Origin of the sequence: Indioceanicola profundi, assembly GCF_003568845.1 — a bacterium.
In the GTDB taxonomy this organism is placed as follows: Bacteria; Pseudomonadota; Alphaproteobacteria; order Azospirillales; family Azospirillaceae; genus Indioceanicola; species Indioceanicola profundi.
The window spans coordinates 2,843,738-2,869,581 of the sequence record NZ_CP030126.1; the positions used below are offsets into that span (position 1 = coordinate 2,843,738).

Below are 25,844 nucleotides of genomic sequence, written 5' to 3' on the forward strand. Positions count from 1 at the left end.
GGCGGGCCGGGCCGGAATGTCAAGCTGTCGCGGTGCCGCCTTTGCAAAGGACTAGCCGACCATCCGGGGCACCCCATATGCTGGCGCAAAACCAGGTTCAGGGAGCCTCACGCAATGTCGAACAAGAATTCCGCCGGCCTGATCGCGGCGGTTGGCCTGATCGGGGCCGCCGCGGCCGGTCTTACGCTTTATTCCGCTGGCACCGGAATGGCGAAGGCGCCCGCCGACGCGCCCGCCCCGGCAGCCGCCGCCCCCCAAGAGAACAGCAGCGAGGTCAAGAGCGTGGCGTTCCAGCAGAGCAGCTTCGGGCCCGGTCCCGTCGCCAAGAAGGTCCCCGTCGAGCTGGAAAAGCACGGTGACGTGCGCGTCGATCCCTATTTCTGGATGCGCGATCCCGAATATCCCACCGTCAACGACGAAGACACCCTGAACCATCTGAAGGCGGAGAACGCCTATCTGGAGAAGGTGCTGGGCGGAGAGGAAAGCCCGCTGCGCAAGTCCCTGTTCGACGAGATGCTCGGCCGCATCAAGCAGGACGACACCGGCGTGCCCTATGTCGAGGGCGGGTGGGAGTACCAGGTCCGGTTCGAGACCGGCAAGCAGCACCCGATCTATGTGCGCCGCCCGGCCGCCGGCGGCGGCGAGTTCACGACCATCCTGGACGTGAACCAGCTCGCCGAGGGCAAGGAGTACATGCGCGTCACCTCGATGGAGGTGAGCCCGGACGGAAAGTACCTGGCCTATACCGAGGATGACGACGGGTCGGAGATGCTGGCCGTGAAGGTCAAGGACCTGACCACGGGCGAATATCTGCCGGACGTGATCGACGGCGCCAGCTACGGGCTGGCCTGGGCCAACGACAACCGCACCCTGTTCTACGCCATCCGTGACGAGTACCAGCGGCCGAAGAAGATCTTCCGCCACACGCTGGGGGCGGAGCAGGCGGCCGACACGCTGGTCTACGAGGAGACCGAGGGTCCCTGGACCGCCGGGGTGGGCAAGACCCTGTCCGGCCGCTTCATCGTCATCGTCACCGACAACAACGCCACCAACGAGGTGCGGCTGATCCCGGCCGACGACCCGGCGGCGGAGCCCATCGTGCTGGCCCCGCGCCAGACCTTCCGCCAGTACGATGTGGCGGAGCAGGACGGCACGCTCTGGATTCTGGTCAACGACACCCACCGGAACTTCCGGCTGGTGAAGGCCCCGGCCGACAATCCCGCCCAGGCGAACTGGGAGGAGGTCATCGCCGGCAGCGACGACGTCTATCTGATGTCCGTGATGGCCTTCAAGGACTGGCTGTTCCTGTTCGAGCGGGACAAGGGCAACCAGCGCGTCCGCGTCATCGCCAAGGACGGGACGGAGCATTTCATCGCCTTCCCCGACGCCGCCTACGACGTCAGCCCGTCCAACAATGCCGAGTATGACAGCAACGTGCTGCGGGTGAACTACACCAGCCTGGTCACCCCGGCCACCGTCTACGACTACGACCTGACCAAGCGCGAGCTGGCCGCCCGCAAGGTGCAGGAGATCCCCAGCGGCTACGACGCCAGCCTCTACACCTCCGAGCGGCTGATGGCCCCGGCCCGCGACGGCAGGACGATGATCCCGATCAGCATCGTCTACCGCAAGGACCGCCCCGCCAACGGCACCGCCCCGCTGCATGTCTACGGCTATGGCAGCTACGGCATCCCGTCCGACCCGACCTTCAGCACGGCGCGGATGAGCCTGCTGGACCGCGGCTTCGCCTTCGCCATCCTGCATGTGCGCGGCGGCGACGATATGGGCCGCGGCTGGTACGAGGACGGCAAGCTGGAGCACAAGGTCAACAGCTTCACCGATTTCATCGACGCCACCCAGTATCTGGTGCAGCAGGGCTACGCCAAGGCCGGCAACGTGTCGATGTCCGGCGGCTCGGCCGGCGGGCTGCTGATGGGGGCGGTGATGAACATGGCCCCCGACGGGCTGTACAAGGCCGCCGTGGCCTACGTGCCCTTCGTGGACGTGGTCAGCACCATGCTGGACGAGACGTTGCCGCTGACCGCCGGCGAGTATGACGAGTGGGGCAACCCCAACCAGCCGGACGCCTATTTCCGGATGAAGGGCTACAGCCCCTACGACAATGTCGCCGCCCGCAACTACCCGCATATCCTGATCACCGCCGGCCTGACCGACCCGCGCGTGACCTATTGGGAGCCGGCCAAGTGGGCCGCCCGGCTGCGGGAACTGAAGACGGACGACAATGTGCTGCTGTCCTACACCAACATGGGCGCCGGGCATGGCGGGGCCAGCGGCCGGTTCGACCGGCTGAAGGAGATCGCCATGGCCTATGCGTTCCTGGTCAAGGCGCACGGCGTGGAATGATCCCGCGCCTGTAGGATGGGATAGAGCGGCCGGCCCTGAAGAAAGGGCCGGCCGTTTTCCCGGCCGGTCCGCATCCGGCAGTTGACCCAGGATCGCTATCTACCCTCTAAATACCATCTGCGGGCAGCTGCCCGTGCCGCGGAATTGTCGGGCCGGAAGGGCGCAAATCGACGCTAGCCCAAAAGAAGGCGTGATAGTTCGGTAGCTTAATCATATTTACATCAGCGCAATTGAATAATCTCCGGCTCTGCACACCGCCTACAGGGATATGACACACGGACATTACGACCCGGCCCTGGTGATGCTGTCCATCGTCATCGCCATCGCCGGTGCCTTCGTCGCCCTGGATCTGGCCCATCGCGCGCGTGAGAGCGACCGCGGCGGGCGGCAGTCGGCGGTGCGCTGGCTGACCGCGGCGGCACTGGCCATGGGAGCCGGCATCTGGTCCATGCATTTCGTCGGGATGCTGGCCTTCCGCATGCCGGTGCCGGTCACCTACGATCCGGGGCTGACGTTCATATCGCTGGCCCTGCCCATCGTCGTGTCCGGTCTGGGCATCCTGATCGTGGCGCGCCACGGAACCAGGCCGGCGCCGCTGGCAGCGGCGGGCCTTCTGATGGGGGCCGGCATCTGCGCCATGCACTATGTCGGCATGCTGGCGATGCGCATACCCGGCGCCCTGAGGTTCGAACCCGCGATTGTCGCCCTGTCCGTCATCATCGCCGTCGTGGCGTCGACGGCCGCGCTCTGGCTTGCCTTCCGGTCGGAGGGCGACCGGGCGCGGCTGACCGGGGCGGTCGGGCTGGGGCTGGCGGTGGTGGCCATGCACTATACCGGAATGGCGGCCGCGCACTTCACTCTTGTTGACGGTCATGGCTCGGCGGGTATCGCCGGAATGCCGGACGACGCCATGGCGGTCGGGGTGGCCTCGGTGATGCTGCTGGGGCTGGTCGGAGCCATGGCCATCGCCCGCTATGACCGCCGGCTGGCCCGCTCCGCCGCCCGCATGGCGGAACTCCGCGCCGCGAACGAGCGGCGCTTCCGGGCCTTGATCCAGGCCTCCACCGACGTGATCGCCGTGGTGCGGCCGGATGGCAGGCTGGACCTGGTCAGCGCCTCCGCCTCCCGCCTGGGCCTGAACCCTGTCGCCATGCGCGGCCAGCCCGCGGGGGAGGCGTTTCCCACCGTGGATTCCGGCTTCAAGGACCTGATCGCGGCGGCCACCGCCTCCCCCGACCGGATCGCCCGCGCGATGCTGGACCTGCAGGTGGCGCCCGACCATCAGGTGCGGGTCGAGGCCACCTGCGTGGACCTGACGGAGGACCCGGATGTCCGCGGGCATTTGCTGAACCTGCGCGATGTCTCGGAGCAGCAGGCCCTGCAGTCCCAACTGCACGAGGCCGCCCGGCTTGCCACCGTGGGTACGCTGTCCACCGGCATCGCCCATGAGCTGGGCCAGCCGCTGAACATCATCCGCCTGTGGGCGGAGGAGGCGCTGCTGGCCATCGAGGAGGGGGAGTTCGAGCGCGACCGGGTCGTGGAGGTGCTGCACACCATTTCCGACCAGACCCGCCGCATGCGGGACGTGATCGATCACATGCGGGTCCTGGGCCGCCGCGATCAAGGGGGGCAGGAGCTGTTCGATGCCAGCGAGGCCGCGCAACGGGCGGTGGCCCTGCTGGATCGGCATTACGCCGCTGAAGATATCATGTTCGAACTGAGCCGCGCGGACGGTCCGATGAGAGTCCGGGGCACGCCCGGAAGGCTGGAGCAGGTTCTGCTGAACCTCTTCGCCAATGCGCGCGACTCCATCATCGCCCGCAAATCCCGCGACGGGAGGCCGGGCCGGGTCCGCGTCGTCGTCTCGGCGGAAGAGGATTCCGTTCATATCCAGGTGAACGACGACGGGCTGGGCATCCCGGCGGAGCTGCGCGCCCGCCTATTCGAGCCGTTCTTCACCACCAAGGAGGTGGGCAGCGGGCTCGGCCTCGGCCTTGCCATCAGCCTGTCCATCATCGACGCCATGGGCGGCAAGCTCCGCCCCTTGGAGGAGGACGGCCCCGGCGCCGGCTTCCAGATCACCCTGCCGCGCGCCAGCGGCGAGATCGTTCCATTGACCAGGGCAAGCTGATGCAGCCGAAGCCGCACGTTCTGATCGCCGAGGACGAGGTGCTGGCCGCGATGGCGCTGGAAAGCATCCTGATCCGCGCCGGTTTCCGTGTCACCTGCGCCTATGACGGGGAAAAGGCGCTGGCGGCCCAGGCTGTGGACCCGCCGGACATCCTGGTCACGGACATCCGCATGCCCCGCATGGACGGCCGCCAACTGATCCGAGAAGTCCGCCAGACCCTGGCGGACCTGCCGATCATCATCATGACCGGCTTCATCTCCCGCACCGGGGTGGATGAGCTGCGCGGGGAAGGGTCCGGCCCCATCGAGGTGATCCCCAAACCCATCAGCCCGCGCGAGATCGTCGCCACCATCCGCCGCCTGATCGCACAGGCCTGACGGAGGCCCCCCCTCAGAAGGCCTGGAGCACGCCGCGCAGGCTCAGGATGCTGATCAGCATGCCGACCAGGATCATCAGCGGTTTGTCCGGCACCCGCGAGGTGACATAGGCGGCGAAGGGAGCCGCAATGACGCCGCCAACCACCAGCCCGGCGATGATCGGCCAAAGCTCCAGCCCGATGGTGAACAGGAAGGTGGCGGTGATCGTGCTGGTCACGAAGAATTCCGCCAGATTCACCGATCCGATAGCATAGCGGGGCGCGGTGCCCTGCCCCAGCAGGTTGGTGGTGACGATGGGTCCCCAGCCGCCGCCGCCCAGGGCATCCAGCAGCCCGCCGAACAGGCCGAGCAGGCCGACATGCTTCGGCTCGTCCGTCCGGTTCGGCTTGCGGCCCAGCGCCCGCCACAGGATGTACAGGCCCATGACCAGCAGATAGGCGCTGACCACCGGCCGCACGACTTCCCCCGGTATATTGGTCAGCAGGAACGCCCCGATGCCGCCGCCGATCATGCCCGGCAGGGCGAGACGGCGCAGCAGGCGGAAATCCACATTCCCGAACCGCCAGTGGGAAAAGCCGGAAGCGCCGGTGGTGAAGACCTCCGCCGCGTGGATGCTGGCGCTTGCGGTCACGGGCGGAACGCCGAAGCCCAGCAGAACGGTCGTGGCGCTGACGCCGTAGGCCATGCCCAGGGCGCCGTCGATCAACTGCGCTGCGAACCCCACGGCGACGAACAGAAGCAGGTCTTCCCACATTTAACGCCACCCTTGATGTGGTATGCTATATTGCACACCACGGCGGATGATGTAGGAAATCCATCAACGGCGCCAGAGCCCAAATCGAAAGCGGACCTACCCCACTGCTCAGCTTGCTGCGACCTTTTCGCCGGCTGTGGTCAGGGTGCGGAACTGCGCCGGACGGCCGAAGAAGCGCGTTGCCAGACGCGTGACCCTTTCCGCATCCCCGGTGGTGTGGAATGTGACCCGGCCAGTGCCCGGCAGGTCGAACTCGGGGTGGCGTTCCAGATAATGGCCCAGGCTCCTGGTGGTCAGCGTGGGCTGGCACAGCACCTCCACCCCCGCCGGCAGCGCGTCCACGAAGGCGTCGGACACCAGCGGATAATGGGTGCAGCCCAGCATCACCGCTTGCGGCGGCACGCCATCCATCTTGGCCATCAGCGCGTCGGCATAGGTCTGCACGGCGGCGCGGATTTCACCGGCCGGCGCATCCTGCTCGATCAGGCGGACCAGGTCCGGGCAGGCCTGCTGCACCACCCGCACCTCCGGCGCGCGCTTGCCGATCTCACGCGGGTAGGCCTCGCTCTCCACCGTGCCGCGGGTGGCGAAGATGCCGATGGTGCGCGGCTCCCCCGCCATGCTGCCGGCGGGAACGTCCGCCATCCAGGGCTGGCCGGTGATGGCCTCCACCATCGGCACCAGCACGCCCAGCACCCGCTTGTCCGGATGGGCGTGGGGCAGCCAGCTCTGCTGCAGGCGGCGGAGCGCGATGGCGCTGGCCGTGTTGCAGGCCAGGACCACCAGCGGGCAGCCCAGCGCGAACAGCCGCTCCACCCCCGCCAGGGTGAGCTGGTAGACCTCCTCCGGCGTGCGGTTGCCATAGGGGGCGGCGGCATGGTCGCCTAGATAGGTGAAATCCTTGTCCGGCAGCCCTGCGTGCAGGGCCCGCAGAACCGTCAGGCCGCCATGGCCGCTATCGAACACGCCGATCATCGGATGCCATCTCCATCGTGCTGCCCCGGTCTACCACGCCATTCGGGCGAGGAAAGGGCAAAGCGTGGGACCGCCAGGGACGCCTGCCCGGCCGGCCGGGCGCTCCCTCCGCTTGTCAAGGCGGGGCGCATTGTGCGTAACTCCAGCCGCCGGGCACCGGGCCGCCCGGTCTTGAAAAAGTGTCGAGGACCATGCCGCGTATTCTTTGCGCCATCGCCGTTGCAAGCACCGCCGCCCTGGCCGCCAGCTTCACCGCCGGGCCGGCTGCCGCCCAGGCCACGATCGGAGAGATCGCGAACCAGGGCCGCCCGATCCAGACGGCCCCCGCCGCTGCCGCCCCCGGCCTGCGCCCGAGCCGCCCGCTTCCCACGCTGGGGGAGATCGCCCAGGGCGGTGCGGCCCCACAGCCGCGCGCCGGCTGCACCCCGCCCTCCCTGCCCGGCGAACTGCCCGACGGGGCAAAGGCCACGGCGGAGGAGATGCAGAAGGCCCATGCCGCCTTCCGCGGCTTCGTGGACCAGGGGCAGAACTTCATCCAGTGCCTGGACGCCGCCTACAAGGCCAGTTCGCAAAGCATCACGGTTGGCGGCTATCTGGCCCTGACCGAGGCGCACAACCGCATGGTCGCGGTGATGCAGGTGCTGGCCGACCGCTTTAATATTGAACTGCGCGAGTACAAGGCGAAGGGCGGGAAGTAAGGGATGACCCGGCAAAAGCCCTGGACCCTGCCGCCGGCTCCGGCGTACCGATAGGAAAACAATATCGGGAGACGCCGTCATGCCCATCGACCACGCCAAGCTGATCTCCGCCCCGCCGCTGGTGGCGGAGCAGGAATTCAGCCGGCGGGACACCATCCTCTATGCGCTCGGCGTCGGGGCCGGCATTCCGGACCCGCTGGACCCGGCCGATCTGCGCTTCGTGCTGGAGCGCGGGCTGCTGGCCCTGCCGACCATGGCGGTGGTGCTGGGCTGGTCGGACGCCTGGATCAACAATCCCGAATACGGCATCGATCCGCGCATGGTGCTGCACGGGGAACAGTCCCTGGTCCTGCACGCCCCCATGCCCGTGGAGGGCCGCGTCCGCGCCACCCTGACGGTGGAGGACATCTTCGACAAGGGGCCGGGCCGGGGCGCCGTTCTGCTGTTCCGGCGGGAGATCGAGGATATCGGCCGCGGCACCCATCTGGCGACATCCCGCCAGATCGTGTTCGTGCGCGGCGACGGCGGCTTTGGCGGCAAGAGCGAGGGGCAGCCCAGGCCCCACCCGGTTCCCGAGGACCGCGACCCCGACCTGACGCTGGATTTGCCGACCCGGCCGGAGCAGGCGTTGATCTACCGCCTGTCGGGCGATTTGAACCCGCTGCACGCCGATCCGGATTTCGCGAAGATGGCGGGGTTCAGCCGGCCGATCCTGCACGGTCTCTGCACCTATGGCGTGGCCGGCCGGGCCGTGCTGAAGCTGCTCTGCGGCAACGACCCCGCCCGCCTCGCCCGCCTGGACGGCCGCTTCACGGCCCCCGTCATCCCCGGCGAGACCCTGCGCACCGAGGTCTGGCAGGGCGAGGCCGGCCGCCACGCCTGGCGCGTCCGCGCGGTGGAGCGGAACATCGTGGTGCTGAACAACGGGCTGGCGGAGGTGCGGGGGTAAGGCCTGCCGTAGGTCGGATCGAGCCCATGGGGCGATGATCCGACACGGCGGTGCAGAACGCTGGCGGTGTGTCGGATCGGCGCTTTGCTTGATCCGACCTACGGGTTTCCGGCGAAGATTCCCGCCACCTCCGCCGCGGACAGGTACCGCCACTTCCCCTCCGGCAGATCGCCCAGCGCGACCCCGCCGATGGCGCTGCGGTGCAGGGCCGCGACATGGTTGCCCACCGCGGCGAACATGCGGCGGACCTGGTGGTAGCGGCCCTCCGTGATGGTCAGGCGGCAGTTCCGCTCCCCCGTCGGTTCCAGCACGGCGGGCAGCAGCGGCGTTTTCTCCGACTTCAGCATCAGCGTGCCGCTGGCGAAGATCTCCGCCTCGTGCCCGTCCAGCGGGCGGTCCAGCGTGACCTCGTAGACCTTCGGCAGGTGCGTCTTCGGGCTGGTGATGCGGTGCAGGAGCTGGCCGTCATCGGTCATCAGCAGCAGGCCGGTCGTGTCCCGGTCCAGCCGCCCGACCGGGGCCACGATGGGGCTGCGGCGCATGAAGCGGCCGGGCAGCAGCTCATAGACCACCCGCCCCGGATCGGTGGTGGAGGCCGTGTAGCCCGCCGGCTTGTTCAGCATCAGCACCAGCCCCTGCGGCGGGTCCAGCGGTTCGCCGTCGACCCGCACATCCGCATGCTCCACCCGGTCGTCGGGGCCGAGCGGCGCGCCGTCCGTGCCGGTGATCCGGCCGTCGCGGAGCATGGCCTTGACCTCCCGCTGGCTGCCATAGCCGAGATTCGCCACCAGCCGCGCCACCCTCATCGCCGCGCCCCCCTGGCGGGTCCCGCCACGGCCTGGATGATCTTGTAGCCGCCCTCCTCCGCCACCGTGCGGGCGGAGGCGAACTTCTCCGCCAACTCCGCCTCATAGGGCAGGTGTCGGTTGGCCACCAGCCAGAACTGCCCGCCCGGCCTCAACGCGCCCGCCGCCGCCGTGATGAAACCCTGTCCCAGGGCCACATCGTCGGCGCGGCCCACATGGAAGGGCGGGTTGCTGACGATCACGTCATAGCGGTGCGGCAGCCCGGCCGTGACATCGTGCCAGTGGAAGCCGAAATTGGCAGAGCTTGGAAGATTCCGACGCGCCAGTTCCAGCGCCCGCGCCTCCGCCTCGTAGAGGTCCAGATGCGTGACGCCGGGGCAGCGGGCCAGCAGCTCGGCGGAGAGATAGCCGAAGCCGGCGCCCAGATCGGCGGCACGGCCGGAGAGGTTGGCGGGCAGGTGCCGGGCCAGCAGCGCGCTGCCGGGATCGATCCGGTCCCAGGCGAACAGGCCGGGGCGGCTGAGGAAGCGGGCGTCCGCCACCGGGCGCGGGGCATCCAGCGCCTCCCACTCGGCCCGCAACGCCTCGTCCACGCCGGTTCCGGCCTTCACCCAATGGGCCCGCGCCTTGTTCTTGGACAGGCCGCCGGCCAGGGGGGCGAGCCGGGCGAGGTCCGCCTCATGGCTCTTCGCCCCCTCGGTATTGGTGCTGGCCGCCAGCACCGTTCCGCCCGCTGCCGCATGGCCCAGCGCCCGGGCCAGCAGCGCCCGCGCCTCCTCCCGCTGCCGGGGGGTGAGCACCAGCACCAGCGCGAACCGCTCCCCCGCCGGCACGTCGGCCGCCACCGCGAGGCCGGTCTTGGTCAGGGTATCGGCGAAGGGCTTGAAGCTCTGCTGGCAGACCAGCCGCTCCCGCGGCGCATCCCCCAGCCCAGCGCCGGCCCGCGCCCGCAGGAACAGCACCCGCCCCTCCGCAGGCCAGGCGAGCGCGCCGCCGCGAAGCGGCAGCAGAAGGGTATCGAGTGCGGGATCGGTGGTCATGCTCACTCTCCTTGCCGCTTTCCGCAGGCCGGTGCGAGGCGGAGGCGGGGGGCCGACAATACGCGTCCGGCCCGGAACACGTCGGACCTCGCATGCGCTCGATCCGACCTACGTCGGCCCCATTCCGTAGGTCGGTGCGAGGCGAAGCCGAGGGCCGACGATACGCGTCCCGCCCGGAACACGTCGGCCCTCCGTTCCGCGGGCCGGCATCCGGCGGGTGCGGCCCTCAATCCACCGCGAAGACCATGGCCTTCAGATACTGCGTTTCCGGCAGCAGCGGGTGGACCGGGTGGTCGGGGCCGGCGCCGGCGAAGCGCAGGATGCGGCCGGTGCGGCCGGCCTCGCCCAGGCCGCGCGCCACCTCCTGGTGGAACAGGGGCGGTTCCATATTGTGGGAGCAGCTCGCCACCAGCAGATAGCCGCCGGGGGCGACCAGCCTGGCGGCGGCCTTGGTCATGCGGCGGTAGGCGCGGCTGCCCACGGCCAGATCCTTGCGCGACTTCACGAAGGCAGGCGGATCGGCGATCACCACCTCGTACCGCTCGCCCGCGGCCACCAGCTCGTCCAGCAGGTTGAAGGCGTCGGCCTTGCGGGCCTCCACCTTGGCCGCGACGCCATTGGCCTCCGCGGCCTGCATGGCGATCTCCAGCGACGCGGCGGAGCGGTCCACCAGCGTGACATGGCTGGCCCCGCGCTGGGCCGCCAGCACGCCGAAGCCGCCGGCATAGGTGTAGAAATCGATGGTGCGCCGGCCCTTCGCCAGATTGGCGATGAAGGAGCGGTTGTCGCGCTGGTCGAAGAACCAGCCGGTCTTCTGGCCGGAGGACAGGTCAGCGAAGAAGGCGGCCCCGTTCTCCTCGATCCTCGTCAGCCCCTCGACGCTGCCCTTGGCGACCCGCACCTCCTCCGCCAGCCCTTCATAGGCGCGCGCACCGCTGTCGTTGCGCAGCACGATGGCGGCGGGGCTCAGGACCTTGTCCAGGGCGGCCACGATCATGTCGATGCGGGAATCCATGGCGGTGGTGTTGGCCTGCACCACCAGCGTGTCGCCGTAGCGGTCCACGATCAGGGCCGGCAGCCCGTCGCTTTCGGCATGGACCAGCCGGTAGAAGGGCCGGTCGAACAGGGCCTCGCGCACATCCAGCGCCCGGCGGAACCGCGCCTCGAAGAAGGCCCGGTCCACCACCAGCGCCGGGTCGCGGGACAGCATGCGGCAGGCGATCAGCGTGTGCGGGTTGAAGGTAGCCGTGCCCAGCGGCTGGCCGCCGGCATCGGTGACCCGCACGATCGATCCGGGCGGCAGCGCCTTGGCCGCCTTGTCCATCTCGATCTCGTTGGAATAGATCCAGGGATGCCCGAACTGGGCGCGCTTGTGCCGGCCGGGCTGGATGCGCACGGCGGGCAGCTTCGGGGAGGTCGTGGTGTCGCTCATGGCCGCGGAAGATAGCGAAGCGGACCGGCCACGAAAATAGGCGGCAAAGGCGGGGCGCCCGTGCGCGCCGCGAAGGTCCGCCCCTATTCCGCTGCCGCCGCCGGTGCCAGCGACTTGCAGAGCCGCACCCCTTCCATATGCAGGCCGATCCGCTCGATCCGGCCGCGCAGGGCGCCGTCGGGCAGTTCCGGCAGGGACAAATGGATGGCGTCGCAGCGGTGCTGGCGTGCCGTCCGCTCGATCTCCAGCAGCAGCGCCTCCGCCGCCGCGGTGGGATCGAACAGGTTCAGGGCCACGAAGACATCCACCTGCAAGGTGCGGCCGTGGCACAGGCTGTGAAGCACGCGGTAGCCGAAGACGCCGTGGATATAGCCGTGGGGAAGTTGGGCCACGACGATGCCGGTCGGCTCCGTTCCCGGCAGCGGCACCACATTGCTGGCGGCGTCCGCCAGGGGCAGCATGGCGCGGGCATAGTCACGCCAGCGGTCGATGGTCAGCCGGGGAAAGCTGGACTGCACGACGGGGAACGCCATGTCGATCCGGCGGGGGTCCAGCGGCTTCAATGTATATTGGTCGGGCATGGCGGCTCTGCTCTCTGCACCCGCCGACCATGCCGGCTTTCCCCCGGCCCGGCCTTGACGTGGATCAAGGGTGCGGCGGCTTGGGCGGATTCCGCGCCCTTCACCACTTTTGTGCGACCATCCGTAGCACGGGAAAGCGCCCCCGGACCGGTGCAAGGAACTGGCGCCCTTGGAACAAGAGGTGGCACATATCCATCTTAGCGTCGGAGCATCCAACTGCGCTGTGGCCGATAGGCGTTGCAGGGGGGAACTTCCCGGCGCATGATTTGATTGCCTTTGCGCCTTCTGGTGGGGAGATGGCGGTGCCGCCGTTCGATATGGGCAAGGTCCGTGATTTGTCGGCGCAGGCCGACGTGAACCCGTGCGGGGCCTGCCCGGTGCGCTCCCTGTCCGTCTGCGCCGCCCTGGAGGCGGAGGAGCTGCGGCGGATGGCGGAAATCCTCCAGACCGTGCGGCACGAGGCCGGCCACACCCTGTTCGCGGAAGGCGACACGGCGGACACGCTGTACAACGTCACCGCCGGGACCATGAAGCTCTACAAGCTGCTGCCCGACGGGCGGCGGCAGATCACCGGCTTCCTGCTGCCGGGCGATTTCATGGGGCTGGCGGTCAACGAGAACTACGCCTACTCCGCGGAGTCCATCACCCCGGTCCAGCTCTGCCGCTTCCCGCGCAAGCGGATGGAAGCGCTGCTGGACGAGTTCCCGAAGATGCAGCGCCGTCTCTTCTCCATGGCGTCGAACGAGCTGGCGGCGGCCCAGGACCAGATGCTGCTGCTGGGCCGCAAGACGGCGAAGGAGAAGATCTGCTCCTTCCTGCTGATGCTGTCCCAGCGCGCCCAGCGCCGCGGCTACAAGGAGAACCCGGTGCATGTGCCCATGAGCCGGGCCGACATCGCCGACTATCTGGGCCTGACCACCGAAACCGTCAGCCGCACCTTCACCCAGTTGAAGACCACCCGGGTGATCAGCCTTCTGGAAGGCAACAAGGTGCAGATCCACGACATGGGCGACCTGCTGGACCTGGCCGAAGGCGCGTGAGGCGTCGGGCCGGCTTCCGCCGGCCCGCATCCTTGTCCTCAGCTTCCGCCGCCCTCGCCCGCCTTCTCCTGGGCTGCGCGGCTGCCGGGCACCAGCGTGTCCAGGGCGCGACTGACGATGGCGGCGAGCTGGTCCTTGTCCGTGCCCTTGGCGATTGCGTCCTGCAAGGTCAGCAGCGTCCCCGCGGAATCCATCCGGCTTCTGGCCACCTGCTGGTCGATCCGGCTGCGCATGTCCCGTTCCGCCGCATCCCTGGCCTCGACCGGGGCGGGCTGGAACAGGGACTGGATGGTCTGCACCACCCGCTGCAACACCGTATAGACCAGGTTCGCGGAGAACCCGCCCAGCAGGGCCAGCATCGGCTTGCCGAGGTCTACGGCCTTGATCTTCGATTGATCTTCACTCTGGAGAACTTCATCGACCGGGATCAGCTCCGCCATCAGCAGTCCGGAGATCACGCCGAGCCCGATCCGCATCCAGTAGGAGCTGTCGAAGCGCGTGTCGTAGGTGCCGTCGCTGATATAATGATGGGCCGTGAACAGCGCGTTGAAGCAGGCTCCCAGCGCCGCGGCGCTCATCAGGAACAGCATCACTGTCAGCAGCTCGATCCCCTGCATCGCATAGACCGCCTTCAGCATGCTGTCGCTCGTGATGTAGGGGAAAGGCTGAGCGTCACGAACCCGCCCGTGGCGATGAACGCCATCACCATCAGGCGGCGGATGTTCGGAAGCGGCCCGAAATTGTTCAGAAGCGGGAACCGGTTCCGGTCCTGGTAGAGCAGCAGGATGGTGTGCGGCCTGGCGGGCGCCACCAGCTCCCCCAGCCGGTTATGCAGGTTCACGATCTGCGGCAGCGTGGGCGTGGCGCCCATCAGCCCGCCGCGATCCTCCAGCATCACGATGGCGGATGCCACTTCCGGCGGCATGCGCAGCCCCTGGCCCAGCGCATACCGCACCATGGCGTCGCATTCCTGGATCAGATGATCGGCCGTGCCGAGAGGGGCCGTTTCCGCACCGGCCCGCAGACGCCCCGCCCATCCGGTTCCGCCCGCCTGCCGTCCGGCAACCGCCGCCCCGGTTTCCGCCGTGATATCCGCCATGGTGCCCCCGCCTGTCCTCTGCGGCAGAGCCTACCTCGAACGGAGTAGAAGGTGAAGCCGCCTCCTACGCCGCTTTCATCTTTTACGGTAAATGCGGCCCCATATACCCCCATGTTTCATGGAAGAATACCGGACAGACGCCTCGTGCCCGCCGGACGATACGGCAGGGAAGGTTTGACAAAGCTTTCGTTTACCTTGACCCTCTAGACAGGGGTACTTTCCACCAACCGGGGTAGGTCATGTTTGCCGCCATCGGCCTGTTCGGCGTGTTTTTCTGCGTGTTCGGCGGGTACATCATCTTCGGCGGCAAGATCGGGATTGTGCTCGAGGCCCTGCCCAAGGAGATCATGATCATCGGCGGCTCCGCCGTCTGCGCCTTCCTGATCACGAACAGCACCCATGTGGTCAAGCAGTCCATGGGTGACATCAAGAAGATCTTCAGCGGGGCACGCTTCCACAAGAAAGAGTACATGGAGCTGCTGTCGCTCCTGTACCAGATTCTGAAGACGATGAAGACCAAGGGCGTGCTGGCCATCGAGCAGCACATCGAGAAGCCCATGGAGTCCAACATCTTCAACGCCTACCCATCGATCATGAAGGACCCTTTCACGGTCAAGTTCGTGGCCGATTACCTGCGCATGTTCTCCATCGGCGTGGACAACCCGCACGAGATGGAGTCCCTGATGGAGCAGGAGATCGAGAAGGTGAAGCATGAGGGGCTCCACTCCTCCCACGCCTTGCAGAACGTGGCCGACGCCATGCCGGCGCTGGGCATCGTGGCCGCCGTGCTGGGCGTGATCAAGACCATGGCCTCGATCAGCGAGCCGCCGGAAGTGCTGGGCAAGCTGATCGGCGGCGCCCTGGTCGGCACCTTCATGGGCATCTTCCTGTCCTACGGCATCATGGCGCCCATTGCCGGCCGCCTGAAGAGCATCGTGGAGGAGGAGAACCAGTTCTACCACGTCATCCGCGCGGCCATCACCGCCCACCTGGCCGGCTACGCCCCCCAGGTCTCCATCGAGGCGGCGCGCAAGAAGGTGCCGTCGGAATACATGCCGGACTTCGCCGAGCTGGAAGAGGCGCTGGCCGCCATCAGCTAGGGCTGCGGGTCCACGGGGCGGACGGCGACCCGCCGCCCCGCAGGAAGGGGGGCCTCTACCCCTCCTGCACCGGCCGGCCGGCTTATCTCCCCCGCCGTTCCAATGCCTTCCCGGTGTTACGGTCCTGGACAAAGGACCGAAAACACAGGACGGGGAGGATGCCATGGTGCCGGACTATGCGGACATGGAACTGCGGCAGGAAGCCCGTGCTACGGCGCGCCTGCTGCTGGAAGCGGGATGCGTGCGCTACGACCCGGAACTTCCCTTCCGCCTTGCCCAGGGTTTTGAAAGCCCGCTGCATGTGGATGCCCGCCTGGTCCTGAGCCGACCCGCGGCGCGGGACGAGCTGTTGCGCCTGGCGCTGGAGATGATCAAGCGCGACATCGGTACGGAGGGGCTGGACGCCATCGCCTGCCGGACGGAAGGCCAGGGCGTGCCATTCGCCACGCTGATCGCCGACCGCCTGTGCCTGCCCCTTGTCTTCGTCCGCCGCTCCTGTGAGGACAATCCGCACAAGAACAGTGTGGAAGGACATGTGGAGCCGGGCTGGCGCATTATGCTTGTTGAGCAGCTCGTTGCCGACGGGGCCCGCAAGGAGGCGCTGATCCGCCCCTTGCAGGATGCCGGTGCGACGGTGCCGGAACTGTTCACCCTGTTCCAGTACGGCGTCTTCGACACCATCCATGAACGGCTGAGCGCCATGGGCGTGCGGCTGCACGCGCTGGTCACCTGGTGGGACCTGTTGGAGGCGGCGGGGGAGACCGGCCGGCTGCCGCCGGAGGCGCAGGAGGAAATCCGGCGCTTTCTGGACCAGCCCGGCCGCTGGACCGCTCAGCGGACCGGATGACTCCGTAAGCGCCGCTGTTCCCCGATGCGACCGAACGTCCGCCGATGGCTGCCCTGCCCGAATAGAATGTTGACCTCGGCGCTTCCAGCGTCCAGATACCGTGCCATGCACGACATCCGAGACCACGCGCCCCCGCCCGACCCCGCGTTCTGAGCGCTGGGGGCGCGCGACGCGTGACCGTCGCTTCATCCGGCCGGCCAGACGGGCTGATCGGGTGGCAGCGGTCACGTCCTTTCCGCCGCCGCGGACGGACCAGCGAACCTTTCCTGCCGCGCGTTGTTCGACGCTGGGGCAGGAATGGGCGGGACCGGTCACCGCAGGGCCGCCGGAGCAACCAAGAAGGAGACAGACATTGACCGATCAGCCGCTCGCCGGAAAGAACGTCGCCATCCTCGTCGCCAACGGCTTCGAAGAGCTGGAGATGACCGAGCCGCAGCGCGCCCTGCTGAAGCTGGGCGCCAATCTGAAGATCATTTCGCCGGAGCAGGGCCTGGTCAACGGCTGGCACGGCACCGCCTGGGGCCACTACTTCCCGGTGGACAAGCAGGTCGGCGACGTTCTCGCCGCCGATTTCGACCTGCTGCTGCTGCCGGGCGGTGAGCGCAGCGTGGCCAAGCTGGTCAACAACCCGCACACCCGCCGCATCCTGGGCAGCTTCATGGATGCCGGCAAGGGCGTCGCCGCCATCGGCACCGGCGTGTCCCTGCTGGCGACGGCCCAGAAGGCCAAGGCCCGCACCCTGACTTCCGCCCCGGCCGTGGCCGACGCGCTGAAGGCAGAGGGTGCGGACTGGTCGGAGGAGCCCGTGGTGGTCGACCGCTATCTGGTCACCGCCCAGGGCCAGGAGCATCTGGACGCCTTTGTCGAGGCCGTCACCCGGACCTTCGTCCAGGCGGTTGAGCAGCGTAAGCAGGCGGCCTGATCCGGCAGGCAGAGTATCGGCCCGCGGGCGGTTCGACCCGCGCGGCCCTGCAACGGACTTGAAAGGCGTCGGCGCCGGGAAACCGGTTCCGGCGCCTTTTTTCATGTCCGGGCGACGCCGAGCGCCGGAATCATCCGTTGCAGTGCGAGAGAGGGGCAGGAATTCACGTCCGATTGCGTTATACGGGACGGCGGTTGCGCGACCGGTCCGCGGTGCCGGGGAGATTCCGGCGCGCAAGCGGTTGAACGACCGGCAGCTCCGCCGACCACGTACGAGGTGTCCATGGCCCAGACCCCGCCGCTCCTCCGTCGCGCCCGCGAGCGCGCGGCCGCACGGCTGAAGCCCGGATTCATGAGCCATGAGGATGCGCGCCGCGCAGCCGACCGCCGGGAAGGCCCGGTGCCGGAGGGAATGGCCCCCCTGCATGTGGCCACCTGGAACGTGCATTCCTGTGTCGGCATCGACGCCCGCTTCGCCCCCGACCGGGTCGCCGGCGTGATCCGCGGGCTGAATGTGGACGCCATCGGGCTGCAGGAGGTGGGCTGGCACCATCGCGGCGAAACCGGCATCGACCAGTTCGCCTTCCTGGCGGAGGCCACCGGCTACAAGGCGCTGAGCGGCCCCACCAAGCACAACAGCCAGGCCCATTACGGCAACGCCATCCTGACCCGCCTGCCGGTGCTGGACACCGTGCCCATCGACCTGTCGCTTCCAGTGCGGGAGCCGCGCGGCGCGCTGGCCGCCGTGCTGGAGGTGGAGGGCACGCCGGTGCGGCTGATCGTGGCCCATCTGGGGCTGGACCCGTGGGAGCGCAATGCCCAGGTGGACCGCATCCTGGACCATGTGGCGGCGGGCAGGAGCATGCCCACCATCTTCATGGGCGATTTGAACGAATGGCGGCCCAGCGCGCCGCGCCTGAAACGCCTGTCGGAGCAACTGCCCGACTGCGCCGCACCGCGCAGCTTCCACGCCCGCCTGCCGACCCTTCGGCTGGACCGGATTTTCGTGTCGGGAGAGTTGAAGCTCGCCGGCTACGACGTGGTCCGCAACGCCCTGACCCGCCGCGCCAGCGACCATCTGCCGGTCAAGGCCCTGATCGGGGTGCCGAGGAAGGGGTGAGCCGGTCCGTAGGTCGGATCGAGCCCTGGGCGATGATCCTACATACCGCCGCCGGTCTTCGCCACCGCGCCGGATCGGCGCTGCGCTTGATCCGACCTACGAGGTTGCGCCCACGTAGGCCACCCGCCCCTCCGTCGGCACCTTCAGCTCATGCAGGCTCCACAGGATCAGGGCCACCACGACCAGGGCCCCGCCCTGGTGGGCGGCGGCGACCGGAATCCAGACGAAGCTCAGCAGGGTGGCAATGCCCATGGCCACCTGCAGAAGGATCATCCCCGCAAGGCCCAGCGCCAGCATCTTGCCGCGGGGATCGATCCCGGACTTCAGCGCCCGGAAGGCATAGGCCCAGACCACCAGCGCCGTCGCCACCGCCAGCCAACGGTGGGCGAACTGCACCGTGGCCGTGTTCTCCACGAAGTTCGCCATGACCGGCGACAGGTTCCACATCTCCGGCGGGGCGATACGCCCGTCCATCAGCGGCCAACTATTGTAGGCGAAGCCGGCATCCAGCCCGGCGACGAAGGCGCCCCAGACCACGGTGACCGCCACCATCGCCAGCGCGAACCAGAGATGCTTGCGCAGCCCAACCGCCTCCCGCGCCCGGTGGCTGCCGGGCCGCGGGTCCAGCACGTCCAGCGCCACCCACAGCAGCGCGCCGAAGATCACGAAGGCCAACCCCAGATGGGCGGCCAGCCGGTAGTGGCTGACATCGGTGCGGTCCACCAGCCCCGACATCACCATGAACCAGCCCATGAAGCCCTGCGCCCCGCCCAGCAGCAGCAGGCCGAGGGCCCGCGGCACCATCCGCTTCGAGAGCCGCCCCGTGGCCCAGAACCAGACGAAGGGAATGAGGAACACCAGCCCGATCAGACGGCCCCAGAGCCGATGGAACCATTCCCAGAAGAAAATCTGCTTGAACTCCTCCAGGCTCATGCCCCGGTTGACGTACTGGTATTCCGGGATCTGGCGGTACTTCTCGAACTCTGCCATCCACTGCGCCTCGTTCAAAGGCGGGATGGCGCCGGTGATGGGCTTCCATTCGGTGATGGACAGGCCGCTTTCGGTCAGACGGGTGATGGCGCCGATGATCGCCATGGCGAAGACCATGGCCGCACAGCACAGCAGCCACGCCGCCACGGCCCTGGTCGCGGCCTGCGCCTTGCCGCCGATGGCGGCGGCGGGGCTGTAGGTTTCGGTGGTCACGGGAACTGGCCCTTTCAGGCGGATCACATCATTCCGGCCCGATATGGGCGCTGCGGGCGCAGGGGTCAAAATCTATCCGTGCGGCCCGGGGTCGCATCGGCGGCCAGGGCGGCCAGCAGCTCCCGCATCGCCGCCGCAGGATCGCCCGCCCGCATGATGCCGCCCATCACCGCCAGCCCCGCCGCCCCGGCCCGCCGGCAGGCGGCGGCATTCCCGGCATCCACCCCGCCCAGCGCCAGCACCGGCACGCCGATGGCGGCCGCCTCGGCCAGCGCCCCCGGCCCCAGCGCCGGGCCGTAGCCGGGCTTGGACTCCGTCGGGAAGACCGGGCTGAAGGTCACGTAATCCGCCCCGCCCTCCCGCGCCGCCCGCACCTCCGCCAGCGTGTGGCAGGAGACGCCCACCAGCGCCGCGGGGCCGAGCAGCCCGCGGGCCCGCGCGGCATCGCCGCCGGCCGGCAGATGCACCCCGTGGCAGAGCCCCGCGGCGGCCGGATCGCCATGCACCGTCAGCCGCGCCCCGTGCCGCTCCGCCAGCGGCAGCAGCTTCCGCACCAGGGCCGCCAGCCCGTCCGCCGGCAGGTCCTTCTCCCGCACGCCGACCCAGCGGCAGCCGCCCGCCAGCGCCGCCGCGACCACCTCCGCCAGCGGCCGGTGGGCCTGCATCCGGTCGGTGATCAGCAGCACGGGCGGTGCAGGCAGGGCCACGGCGTCAGCTACCGATCAGGCCCAGCTCGGGGCTGGATGCCTCGGCACGGGTGCGCTTCGGGATGCGGCCGGCCAGACGGGCCAGCCTGCCGCCCTCCACCCCCGCCCGCATGGCGGCGGCCATGCGCACCGGATCGGTGCTCTTGGAGACGGCGGTGTTCAGCAGCACGGCGTCGCAGCCCAGCTCCATCGCCAGGGCGGCGTCGCTGGCGGTGCCGATCCCGGCATCCAGCACCACCGGCACCGGGCTGCGGGCGCAGACCGTTTCGATGTTGTAAGGGTTGAGGATTCCCAAGCCCGTGCCGATGGGGGAGCCCAGCGGCATCACCGCGGCGCAGCCCACATCGGCCAGCTTCTGGCAGACGATGTGGTCGTCGGTGCAGTAGGGCAGCACGATGAAGCCGTCGCGCACCAGCTCATCCGCCGCGCGGAGCAACTGCTCCACATCCGGATAGAGCGTTTCGCGGTCGCCGATCAGCTCCAGCTTCACCCAGTCGGTGCCCAGCGCCTCCCGCCCCAGTTGGGCGGTCAGCACGGCGTCCTTCACGGTGGCGCAGCCGGCGGTGTTGGGCAGCAGATGGACCTTTCCGGCCACCAGCTCCAGCAGCCCTTCCCCATGGCCGGTCAAGTCGGCCCGGCGCACGGACACGGTCAGGATCTCCGCCCCGGACGCGGCCAGGCTGTCCAGGAACACCTGCTGGTTCGGATAGCCGGCGGAGCCCAGGAACAGACGGGAGCCGAAGCTCTTGCCGGCGATCTTCAGCGGGTCGGTGTGGATATTGGTCATGATGGGTCCGATCCGGCGGCTCAACCGCCCTGCATGATCTTGACGATTTCCAGCTCGTCGCCGGGGGACAGCGACGTCTCCCCCCAGCGGGCGCGCGGCACCACGGCGCCGTTCAGCGCCACGGCGATGCCCTTCGCCGCGGGATCGTAGCCTTCCCGGGCCAACAGCTCCACCAACCCCGATGGCGCGCCCTCGCGGGGCTTTCCGTTGAGTTTGATCATCTTTTCCTCAAGGCCACCGCCATTTTCCCTCGCCCATCGACAGGCTCAGGGTGAGGGAAAATGGCTCCATTCGTGATGTTACTGCTCCGGTCTCACCCTTTGGCCTCACCCTGAGCCTGTCGATGGGCGAGGCCAAAGCAGGCCGGGACCCCATCACCCCCCACCCCCGAACCGCCCCATCCCGAACCCGGCGATCACATCGGCCGTCCGCCCGGTCAGGACCAGCTCGGCGATGCTGTCGGCGGTCACGGGGGTCAGCAGGATGCCGTTGCGGTGGTGGCCGGTGGCCAGCACCAGCCCGTCGACGCCGGGGGCCGGCCCCAGCACCGGCGCGTCGTCGCGGCTGCCGGGGCGGAAGCCGGTCCACATCTCGGCGATGGGAAGCTCCTCGATCCCCGGCAGGGCGCGCCACGCCGCCTCCAGCAGGGCCAGCACGCCGCCGGCGGTCAGGCTTTCGTCCCAGCCCTTCTCCTCCGTCGTCGCCCCCACGATCAGCGTGCCGTTCAGCCTGGGCACCAGATAGCATTTCGGCGGCCACACCACATGGCGCAGCAGGGGATTGGCCGGGTCCATGCGCACCGACAGCATCTGGCCCTTCACCGGCCGCACCGGCGGCATGGCCCCGGCGGGCAGGCCGGCGATCTGGCGCGACCAGGCGCCGGCCGCCAGCACCACCGCATCCGCCGGGCGCAAGTCCCCGTCCACCACGACGCCGCGCACCCGGCCGGCCGCGATGTCCACCGCCTGCACCCCGGTGCGCTGGTGCAGCCGCCCGCCGGCCTTGGCGAAGGCCAGGATCAGGGCGGCGCAGACCTGGCGGTTGTCCACCTGCCCGTCGGCCGGGCTGAACACCCCGGCGGAGGTGCGGGGGTTCAGGAACGGCTCCCGCTCCTTCACCGCGGCACCATGCAGCCAGTGCAGTTCCAGCCCCAGCCCGCGCTGGAATTCATAGGTGCTGCGCAGATGTTCCACATCGTCGCGGGTCAGGGCCACGGCCAGCGTGCCCTCCTGCCGCAGGCCGACCCGCATGCCGCTGGCGGCCTCCAGCTCCGCCGCGAAGCCGGGCCAGCGGCGCTGGCTTTCCCGGCACAGCGGCAGCAGGCTCTGCTCCCCCGGTTCGGCCTCGACCCCGGCGGCCAGCATGCCGGCGGCGGCGCGGCTGGCCCCCGCCCCGGCGGTTCCCTTCTCATAGATGTCGACGGCGCAGCCGGCCTGCGCCAGCCGCCAGCCGATGGACAGCCCGACCACGCCGCCGCCGATGATGGCGACGGCAGGCTTGGCCGCCGATGTGGATGGAATCGTCATGGATCGCGTGCTCCCTTCGCCGGCATGACCCGGATCAGGTTCTATGGGTGTGATCTCAGCCGCGGACCGCCCGCGGCACCCCAGGCCCCTAGAGTCATGGACCTTGGCGGACGGCAAGGCAAGAGGGTGGGACCGGAGACCGCGGATACCGGGCCGCGCGTCGCGCCCTACACACCCCGCAGCCTCGCCATCGCCAACGCATCTACATAGCGCCCGTCGCGGAAGGCGTAGGCACGGTGCAGCCCCTCTTCCACGAAGCCGAACTTGCGGTACAGCGCGATGGCCGGCGCATTGTCGGCATAGACGGTGAGGTCCACGCGCTTCAGGTCCAGCCAGTTGTCCGCCGTGTCCAGCAGGGCCGCCATCATGGCGCTGCCGACCCCGCGCCCCTGCCAGTCATCGCGCACGCCCATGCCGATATGGGCCGTGTGAATCTGGCGGCCCTTGCGCCTGTGCAGACCGGCATTGCCCACCACCATGCCCCCCGCCTCCGCCATCAGCAGCGTGTCGCCCTCGCCGGGGCTTTCCAGCCAGCGGCGCGTCTCCGCCAGGGGGCGGAACGGCAGGCGCAAAGTGCCATGCCGGAAGCCCGGCATGCCGGCCATCTCCCATACCGCCTCCGCATCCTCCGGCCGGGCCGCGCGCACCGTGATGCGGGCCGGCGCCGGCCTGCCGCTCTCCGCTTCGATCATCTCCATCTCGACCATGTCCGAATCTCCGGTCTATCGGCCGGGCGGCGGAGGGAAGCGGGAGAAAAGGCATGAAAAAGGCCCCGATCCGTCTCCGGCGGGGCCTGGGTGTGGAAGCTTGCGGCGCCTGCCGTCAGCCCATGACCATGGCCCCCTGTCCACCGAGGTGGACCTGGACGGTCAGGGTTAGGCAGGATACGGCGCGCATGCTCATGAAGGGAGGCTAACCCGGGGTTGCGGGTCGGTCAAGCCGCCCTCCTGACGCCGTCCCAAAAAGGGCTCATCGCGACGCTTGACAGCCGGTGCGGGGATGACCATTATCCCGCCCACTTCGGAACGCCGAATACCCAGGGCGTTCCAGCGTGGGGCCGTAGCTCAGCTGGGAGAGCGACGCGTTCGCAATGCGTAGGTCGGGAGTTCGATCCTCCTCGGCTCCACCAATTCCCCCCGGATAACATCGATATATGTGCTGATCGGGTCTTGCCCGTGCTTGGCCTGTGTCGCCGCCGCACCGAATGCAGTCCGCAGCAGGGCGGAGTCATCTGCCCGGCAGAATCCGCCGGGTGGCACCGTCTGCCCCCGCCCATCTTCGCTAAACTACTGTTCTGAAGGCGTTTCCGGCTGGCACGCCGCTTGCTGCTCTTCCCATCGCAGGAGGGAGAGCCATGCCGCCGAACAGCATCCACAACATCCATCATCCCCGCCACATGCACCGCGCAGCGGAAACGCAGCAGCAGTCGGGCGAGGTTGCGCGGAAGGGCGGCGAGGCCGGGACCGAAGCGGCCGGCCAGCAGGACGGCTATTCCTTCTGGGATCTGCTGGACGTGGTGAACCCGTTGCAGCACATCCCCGTGGTCAACCGCGCCTACCGCGCCATGACCGGCGACACCATCCGTCCGGAGGCGCAGATCGCCGGAAGCACCCTGATGTTCGGCGCCGTCGGCTTCGCCGTCGCCAGCGCCGATGTGGCGCTGAAGCAGGAAACCGGCAAGGATGCGGGCGAGCATATGGTCGCCATGCTGTTCGGCAGCGGGGAGGAAAGCGCCCAGCCGGCGAATGCCACCCAGCTCGCCGAAGCTCCGCCCCCTGCGGCCCGCCCCTCCGCCGAAGAGGCCGCTTCCGCGGCAACGCCCGCCAGCCAGCCGGCGGAATCCACAGCCATTCCCATGGCCGCGCTGCAGCAGGAGCAGCTTCGCCGGATGACGGAGACGCCGGGCGGGTCCGCCGCCGCAATGGCCGCCGCCGGCCTGCCGGGCGCTGCCGCGGCCACCCTGCCTTCTCCCGGCCTTGGCGGCGGGGATGCGGTGATGGCGGCCGTGATGCAGGACAATGGTGCCGCGAAGCCGGCGGCCCAAGGCATGGGTCTGGCCCAGTACCGGGCCATGGCAGGGGCCGGCAGCCCGCAGCCGCCCAAATCCATGATCCCGCCCAAGGTGGTGCAGATGGCCAATGCGGAGCGTTCCCGCGCCGCCCAGGAGGCTCTGCTGCGCGCCCAGGAACAAGCCGCGGCACCGCAACCCGCCGCCCAGCCTGCCCCCGCCCCGGTCCAACCGGCCGCGGCGCCTCAGCCCGCAGCCTCCGCCCTGGCCAGTACCGCTGCCGGTGCCCCTGCCGCCGAGACCACCGCCTGGAGCGAGGGCGGCACGCCGCAGCTTCCGAGCGCCCTGATCGCCGACCTGATGATGGCCAACCTCGCCAAGTACGAGGCGCTGGCAAAGGACCGGAAGGCCCCGTAGGGCGGCGCAGGCACAGATGATGTCCGGAGACTTGGTGGCGAGGTGCTGGACATCTTGAAAGATGAAAATGATGAACAGGATGAAGATGATAAGCCCGACGCGCCGCAGGCGGTGCTCAAGACCATGCAGGGCTGAGGCGTAGCCAAATGGCCCTGCATCATCATTTCAATCCTGTTCATCATTTTCATCTTTCCTGAAGACAACGCACCCCGCCGCAACGCTCCTCCCCGGTCCGCACGTCCTGCCGCCGGACACTTCCAAATAGCTCCCCTTGCACCCATATTTCGTTGCATCCGGCGCGTCCTTGCGGCGCGCAGTCGAGCCTGCGATGATATACGCAGGATATCCGGGGATCGTTGATGAAGGCGCGCGTGGCCCGTTGGGGCAACAGCCTTGGCATCCGCATTCCGCGCGACGTGGCGGGCGGGGTCGGGCTGGTGGAAGGCAGTATGGTTGAGATCGCGACGGAGAATGGCCGCATCGTGATCGATCCCGGCCGCCCGCGCTATCGGCTGGACGATCTGCTGCACGGCATGAAGCCGGGCGAAATGGCCGGCATCTATGATTGGGGTCCCGATCTGGGGCAGGAAATCGTCGACGAATGAGCCTGCCGGAACCCGATTACGCGCCGGAGGCCGGAGACCTGATCTGGACCGACTTCGATTCCCGCACCGGAGGCGGACAGGGCGGCCGCAGGCCCGCCGTGGTGCTGTCCGCCCGCGCCTTCTGGGAGATCAGCCGGTTGTGCATCGTCTGCCCCGTGACGTCCGGGGTGCGCCCGTTCCCGACCAGCGTGGTGCTGCCGGACGGGCTGGGCATCGCTGGAGAGGTGCTGACCAGCCATGTCCGCAGCATCGACACGCTGGCGCGGCCGGTCCGTTTCAGCGGCCGCCCGCTGCCGGAGCGGGTCCTGAACGAGTTGCGGGCGAAACTGGCCGCCCTGATCGGGTGGGAGTAGGAGC

At 68.9% G+C, this 25,844-nt stretch carries 27 protein-coding genes, 1 tRNA gene and 1 riboswitch; of the genes, 14 read left to right on the top strand and 14 right to left on the bottom strand.

The genetic code is table 11. The features are described from left to right. The first annotated feature begins 114 nt into the window (after positions 1 to 114). The 3 genes from DOL89_RS13570 (at position 115) to DOL89_RS13580 (ending at position 4,872) form a co-directional block, all read left to right on the top strand. A complete protein-coding gene (locus DOL89_RS13570; RefSeq protein WP_119679631.1) occupies positions 115 to 2,364 on the top strand; it encodes a S9 family peptidase in 2,250 nt (749 codons plus the stop codon). Positions 2,365 to 2,632: 268 nt separating this feature from the next. Beyond that, positions 2,633 to 4,495, top strand: a complete 1,863-nt coding sequence (locus DOL89_RS13575; RefSeq protein WP_119679632.1) for a sensor histidine kinase — start codon at positions 2,633 to 2,635, stop codon at positions 4,493 to 4,495. After that, positions 4,495 to 4,872 carry a response regulator gene (locus tag DOL89_RS13580; RefSeq protein ID WP_119679633.1) on the top strand — a complete coding sequence of 126 codons (378 nt, stop codon included), beginning with the start codon at positions 4,495 to 4,497 and terminating at the stop codon, positions 4,870 to 4,872. Before DOL89_RS13575 ends, DOL89_RS13580 begins: the two co-directional genes overlap by 1 nt. Positions 4,873 to 4,885: 13 nt before the next feature. Here DOL89_RS13580 and DOL89_RS13585 read toward each other — a convergent pair whose 3' ends face one another. Continuing rightward, the gene (locus DOL89_RS13585; protein WP_119679634.1) at positions 4,886 to 5,626 is read right to left on the bottom strand and encodes a sulfite exporter TauE/SafE family protein; all 741 of its coding nucleotides are present in this window, start codon (positions 5,624 to 5,626) and stop codon (positions 4,886 to 4,888) included. Positions 5,627 to 5,734: 108 nt separating this feature from the next. Then, positions 5,735 to 6,601, bottom strand: coding sequence for a glutamate racemase (gene murI / locus DOL89_RS13590; protein WP_119679635.1), 867 nt, complete (start codon positions 6,599 to 6,601; stop codon positions 5,735 to 5,737). Between the two features lie 191 nt (positions 6,602 to 6,792). Here murI and DOL89_RS13595 point away from each other — a divergent pair, with 191 nt between their 5' ends. Next, the gene (locus tag DOL89_RS13595; RefSeq protein ID WP_119679636.1) at positions 6,793 to 7,299 is read left to right on the top strand and encodes a hypothetical protein; all 507 of its coding nucleotides are present in this window, start codon (positions 6,793 to 6,795) and stop codon (positions 7,297 to 7,299) included. 79 nt (positions 7,300 to 7,378) lie between these two features. After that, on the top strand, positions 7,379 to 8,248 hold the full coding sequence (locus tag DOL89_RS13600) for a MaoC/PaaZ C-terminal domain-containing protein (RefSeq protein ID WP_119679637.1): 870 nt from the start codon (positions 7,379 to 7,381) through the stop codon (positions 8,246 to 8,248). Between the two features lie 98 nt (positions 8,249 to 8,346). Here the strand turns inward: DOL89_RS13600 and DOL89_RS13605 are convergent, their stop codons facing one another. The 4 genes from DOL89_RS13605 to DOL89_RS13620 form a co-directional block, all read right to left on the bottom strand. Next, complete coding sequence (locus tag DOL89_RS13605) at positions 8,347 to 9,054, bottom strand: pseudouridine synthase (RefSeq protein WP_119679638.1); 708 nt, start codon at positions 9,052 to 9,054, stop codon at positions 8,347 to 8,349. Then, positions 9,051 to 10,094, bottom strand: a complete 1,044-nt coding sequence (locus DOL89_RS13610) for a class I SAM-dependent methyltransferase (RefSeq protein ID WP_119679639.1) — start codon at positions 10,092 to 10,094, stop codon at positions 9,051 to 9,053. The genes DOL89_RS13605 and DOL89_RS13610 overlap by 4 nt, the downstream gene beginning before the upstream one ends. 226 nt (positions 10,095 to 10,320) lie before the next feature. Next, positions 10,321 to 11,526 carry a class I SAM-dependent rRNA methyltransferase gene (locus tag DOL89_RS13615; protein ID WP_119679640.1) on the bottom strand — a complete coding sequence of 402 codons (1,206 nt, stop codon included), beginning with the start codon at positions 11,524 to 11,526 and terminating at the stop codon, positions 10,321 to 10,323. Between the two features lie 83 nt (positions 11,527 to 11,609). Further along, complete coding sequence (locus DOL89_RS13620) at positions 11,610 to 12,107, bottom strand: hypothetical protein (RefSeq protein WP_119679641.1); 498 nt, start codon at positions 12,105 to 12,107, stop codon at positions 11,610 to 11,612. A 302-nt stretch (positions 12,108 to 12,409) separates the two neighbouring features. Here DOL89_RS13620 and DOL89_RS13625 point away from each other — a divergent pair, with 302 nt between their 5' ends. Next, positions 12,410 to 13,147 carry a Crp/Fnr family transcriptional regulator gene (locus tag DOL89_RS13625; RefSeq protein ID WP_225889799.1) on the top strand — a complete coding sequence of 246 codons (738 nt, stop codon included), beginning with the start codon at positions 12,410 to 12,412 and terminating at the stop codon, positions 13,145 to 13,147. A gap of 38 nt (positions 13,148 to 13,185) precedes the next feature. Here DOL89_RS13625 and DOL89_RS13630 read toward each other — a convergent pair whose 3' ends face one another. Both DOL89_RS13630 and DOL89_RS13635 read right to left on the bottom strand, forming a co-directional pair. Then, positions 13,186 to 13,785 (bottom strand): hypothetical protein, encoded by a 600-nt coding sequence (locus tag DOL89_RS13630; RefSeq protein WP_119679643.1) that lies wholly within the window; start codon positions 13,783 to 13,785, stop codon positions 13,186 to 13,188. Continuing rightward, complete coding sequence (locus DOL89_RS13635; RefSeq protein WP_119679644.1) at positions 13,779 to 14,246, bottom strand: hypothetical protein; 468 nt, start codon at positions 14,244 to 14,246, stop codon at positions 13,779 to 13,781. Before DOL89_RS13635 ends, DOL89_RS13630 begins: the two co-directional genes overlap by 7 nt. A gap of 239 nt (positions 14,247 to 14,485) precedes the next feature. Here DOL89_RS13635 and motA point away from each other — a divergent pair, with 239 nt between their 5' ends. The 4 genes from motA (at position 14,486) to DOL89_RS13655 (ending at position 18,234) form a co-directional block, all read left to right on the top strand. Then, positions 14,486 to 15,346 (top strand): flagellar motor stator protein MotA, encoded by an 861-nt coding sequence (gene motA / locus DOL89_RS13640; protein WP_119679645.1) that lies wholly within the window; start codon positions 14,486 to 14,488, stop codon positions 15,344 to 15,346. A 163-nt stretch (positions 15,347 to 15,509) separates the two neighbouring features. Next, positions 15,510 to 16,193, top strand: a complete 684-nt coding sequence (locus tag DOL89_RS13645; protein WP_119679646.1) for an orotate phosphoribosyltransferase — start codon at positions 15,510 to 15,512, stop codon at positions 16,191 to 16,193. Positions 16,194 to 16,545: 352 nt separating this feature from the next. Continuing rightward, positions 16,546 to 17,115, top strand: coding sequence for a DJ-1/PfpI family protein (locus tag DOL89_RS13650; RefSeq protein WP_119679647.1), 570 nt, complete (start codon positions 16,546 to 16,548; stop codon positions 17,113 to 17,115). A 282-nt stretch (positions 17,116 to 17,397) separates the two neighbouring features. Continuing rightward, positions 17,398 to 18,234 (top strand): endonuclease/exonuclease/phosphatase family protein, encoded by an 837-nt coding sequence (locus tag DOL89_RS13655; protein WP_225889800.1) that lies wholly within the window; start codon positions 17,398 to 17,400, stop codon positions 18,232 to 18,234. Positions 18,235 to 18,330: 96 nt separating this feature from the next. On the opposite strand, the gene DOL89_RS13660 is transcribed toward DOL89_RS13655, so the two are convergent. The 6 genes from DOL89_RS13660 to DOL89_RS13685 form a co-directional block, all read right to left on the bottom strand. After that, positions 18,331 to 19,437 carry a COX15/CtaA family protein gene (locus DOL89_RS13660; protein ID WP_119680432.1) on the bottom strand — a complete coding sequence of 369 codons (1,107 nt, stop codon included), beginning with the start codon at positions 19,435 to 19,437 and terminating at the stop codon, positions 18,331 to 18,333. 65 nt (positions 19,438 to 19,502) lie between these two features. Then, positions 19,503 to 20,144, bottom strand: a complete 642-nt coding sequence (locus tag DOL89_RS13665; RefSeq protein ID WP_205574587.1) for a thiamine phosphate synthase — start codon at positions 20,142 to 20,144, stop codon at positions 19,503 to 19,505. A gap of 4 nt (positions 20,145 to 20,148) precedes the next feature. Next, a complete protein-coding gene (thiG, locus tag DOL89_RS13670) occupies positions 20,149 to 20,931 on the bottom strand; it encodes a thiazole synthase (protein WP_119679648.1) in 783 nt (260 codons plus the stop codon). Between the two features lie 20 nt (positions 20,932 to 20,951). Next, complete coding sequence (thiS, locus tag DOL89_RS13675) at positions 20,952 to 21,152, bottom strand: sulfur carrier protein ThiS (protein WP_119679649.1); 201 nt, start codon at positions 21,150 to 21,152, stop codon at positions 20,952 to 20,954. Positions 21,153 to 21,305: 153 nt separating this feature from the next. After that, a complete protein-coding gene (gene thiO / locus DOL89_RS13680; RefSeq protein WP_119679650.1) occupies positions 21,306 to 22,457 on the bottom strand; it encodes a glycine oxidase ThiO in 1,152 nt (383 codons plus the stop codon). Beyond that, a riboswitch (TPP riboswitch) is annotated at positions 22,452 to 22,550 on the bottom strand. (Overlaps the previous gene by 6 nt.) 74 nt (positions 22,551 to 22,624) lie before the next feature. After that, positions 22,625 to 23,164, bottom strand: a complete 540-nt coding sequence (locus DOL89_RS13685; RefSeq protein WP_205574588.1) for a GNAT family N-acetyltransferase — start codon at positions 23,162 to 23,164, stop codon at positions 22,625 to 22,627. A gap of 346 nt (positions 23,165 to 23,510) precedes the next feature. On the opposite strand from DOL89_RS13685, the gene DOL89_RS13690 reads away from it, so the two are divergent. The 4 genes from DOL89_RS13690 to DOL89_RS13705 all read left to right on the top strand — a co-directional run bounded on the left by DOL89_RS13690 (position 23,511) and on the right by DOL89_RS13705 (position 25,840). Continuing rightward, positions 23,511 to 23,586 (top strand) — tRNA-Ala (locus DOL89_RS13690). Between the two features lie 225 nt (positions 23,587 to 23,811). Further along, positions 23,812 to 24,882 carry a hypothetical protein gene (locus DOL89_RS13695; protein WP_119679651.1) on the top strand — a complete coding sequence of 357 codons (1,071 nt, stop codon included), beginning with the start codon at positions 23,812 to 23,814 and terminating at the stop codon, positions 24,880 to 24,882. 359 nt (positions 24,883 to 25,241) lie between these two features. Further along, complete coding sequence (locus tag DOL89_RS13700; RefSeq protein ID WP_119679652.1) at positions 25,242 to 25,487, top strand: AbrB/MazE/SpoVT family DNA-binding domain-containing protein; 246 nt, start codon at positions 25,242 to 25,244, stop codon at positions 25,485 to 25,487. After that, positions 25,484 to 25,840, top strand: a complete 357-nt coding sequence (locus DOL89_RS13705) for a type II toxin-antitoxin system PemK/MazF family toxin (protein ID WP_119679653.1) — start codon at positions 25,484 to 25,486, stop codon at positions 25,838 to 25,840. Before DOL89_RS13700 ends, DOL89_RS13705 begins: the two co-directional genes overlap by 4 nt. The last annotated feature ends 4 nt before the right edge of the window (positions 25,841 to 25,844 follow it).

Excerpts from the sequence above, each read along its gene's own strand:
- DOL89_RS13570 (WP_119679631.1), top strand. The coding sequence starts at position 115 with ATGTCGAACAAGAATTCCGCCGGCCTGATCGCGGCGGTTGGCCTGATC.
- DOL89_RS13575 (WP_119679632.1), top strand. The coding sequence starts at position 2,633 with ATGACACACGGACATTACGACCCGGCCCTGGTGATGCTGTCCATCGTC.
- DOL89_RS13580 (WP_119679633.1), top strand. The coding sequence starts at position 4,495 with ATGCAGCCGAAGCCGCACGTTCTGATCGCCGAGGACGAGGTGCTGGCC.
- DOL89_RS13585 (WP_119679634.1), bottom strand. The coding sequence starts at position 5,626 with ATGTGGGAAGACCTGCTTCTGTTCGTCGCCGTGGGGTTCGCAGCGCAG.
- murI (WP_119679635.1), bottom strand. The coding sequence starts at position 6,601 with ATGATCGGCGTGTTCGATAGCGGCCATGGCGGCCTGACGGTTCTGCGG.
- DOL89_RS13595 (WP_119679636.1), top strand. The coding sequence starts at position 6,793 with ATGCCGCGTATTCTTTGCGCCATCGCCGTTGCAAGCACCGCCGCCCTG.
- DOL89_RS13600 (WP_119679637.1), top strand. The coding sequence starts at position 7,379 with ATGCCCATCGACCACGCCAAGCTGATCTCCGCCCCGCCGCTGGTGGCG.
- DOL89_RS13605 (WP_119679638.1), bottom strand. The coding sequence starts at position 9,054 with ATGAGGGTGGCGCGGCTGGTGGCGAATCTCGGCTATGGCAGCCAGCGG.
- DOL89_RS13610 (WP_119679639.1), bottom strand. The coding sequence starts at position 10,094 with ATGACCACCGATCCCGCACTCGATACCCTTCTGCTGCCGCTTCGCGGC.
- DOL89_RS13615 (WP_119679640.1), bottom strand. The coding sequence starts at position 11,526 with ATGAGCGACACCACGACCTCCCCGAAGCTGCCCGCCGTGCGCATCCAG.
- DOL89_RS13620 (WP_119679641.1), bottom strand. The coding sequence starts at position 12,107 with ATGCCCGACCAATATACATTGAAGCCGCTGGACCCCCGCCGGATCGAC.
- DOL89_RS13630 (WP_119679643.1), bottom strand. The coding sequence starts at position 13,785 with ATGCTGAAGGCGGTCTATGCGATGCAGGGGATCGAGCTGCTGACAGTG.
- DOL89_RS13635 (WP_119679644.1), bottom strand. The coding sequence starts at position 14,246 with ATGGCGGATATCACGGCGGAAACCGGGGCGGCGGTTGCCGGACGGCAG.
- motA (WP_119679645.1), top strand. The coding sequence starts at position 14,486 with ATGTTTGCCGCCATCGGCCTGTTCGGCGTGTTTTTCTGCGTGTTCGGC.
- DOL89_RS13645 (WP_119679646.1), top strand. The coding sequence starts at position 15,510 with ATGGTGCCGGACTATGCGGACATGGAACTGCGGCAGGAAGCCCGTGCT.
- DOL89_RS13655 (WP_225889800.1), top strand. The coding sequence starts at position 17,398 with ATGGCCCAGACCCCGCCGCTCCTCCGTCGCGCCCGCGAGCGCGCGGCC.
- thiG (WP_119679648.1), bottom strand. The coding sequence starts at position 20,931 with ATGACCAATATCCACACCGACCCGCTGAAGATCGCCGGCAAGAGCTTC.
- thiS (WP_119679649.1), bottom strand. The coding sequence starts at position 21,152 with ATGATCAAACTCAACGGAAAGCCCCGCGAGGGCGCGCCATCGGGGTTG.
- thiO (WP_119679650.1), bottom strand. The coding sequence starts at position 22,457 with ATGACGATTCCATCCACATCGGCGGCCAAGCCTGCCGTCGCCATCATC.
- DOL89_RS13685 (WP_205574588.1), bottom strand. The coding sequence starts at position 23,164 with ATGGTCGAGATGGAGATGATCGAAGCGGAGAGCGGCAGGCCGGCGCCG.
- DOL89_RS13695 (WP_119679651.1), top strand. The coding sequence starts at position 23,812 with ATGCCGCCGAACAGCATCCACAACATCCATCATCCCCGCCACATGCAC.
- DOL89_RS13700 (WP_119679652.1), top strand. The coding sequence starts at position 25,242 with ATGAAGGCGCGCGTGGCCCGTTGGGGCAACAGCCTTGGCATCCGCATT.
- DOL89_RS13705 (WP_119679653.1), top strand. The coding sequence starts at position 25,484 with ATGAGCCTGCCGGAACCCGATTACGCGCCGGAGGCCGGAGACCTGATC.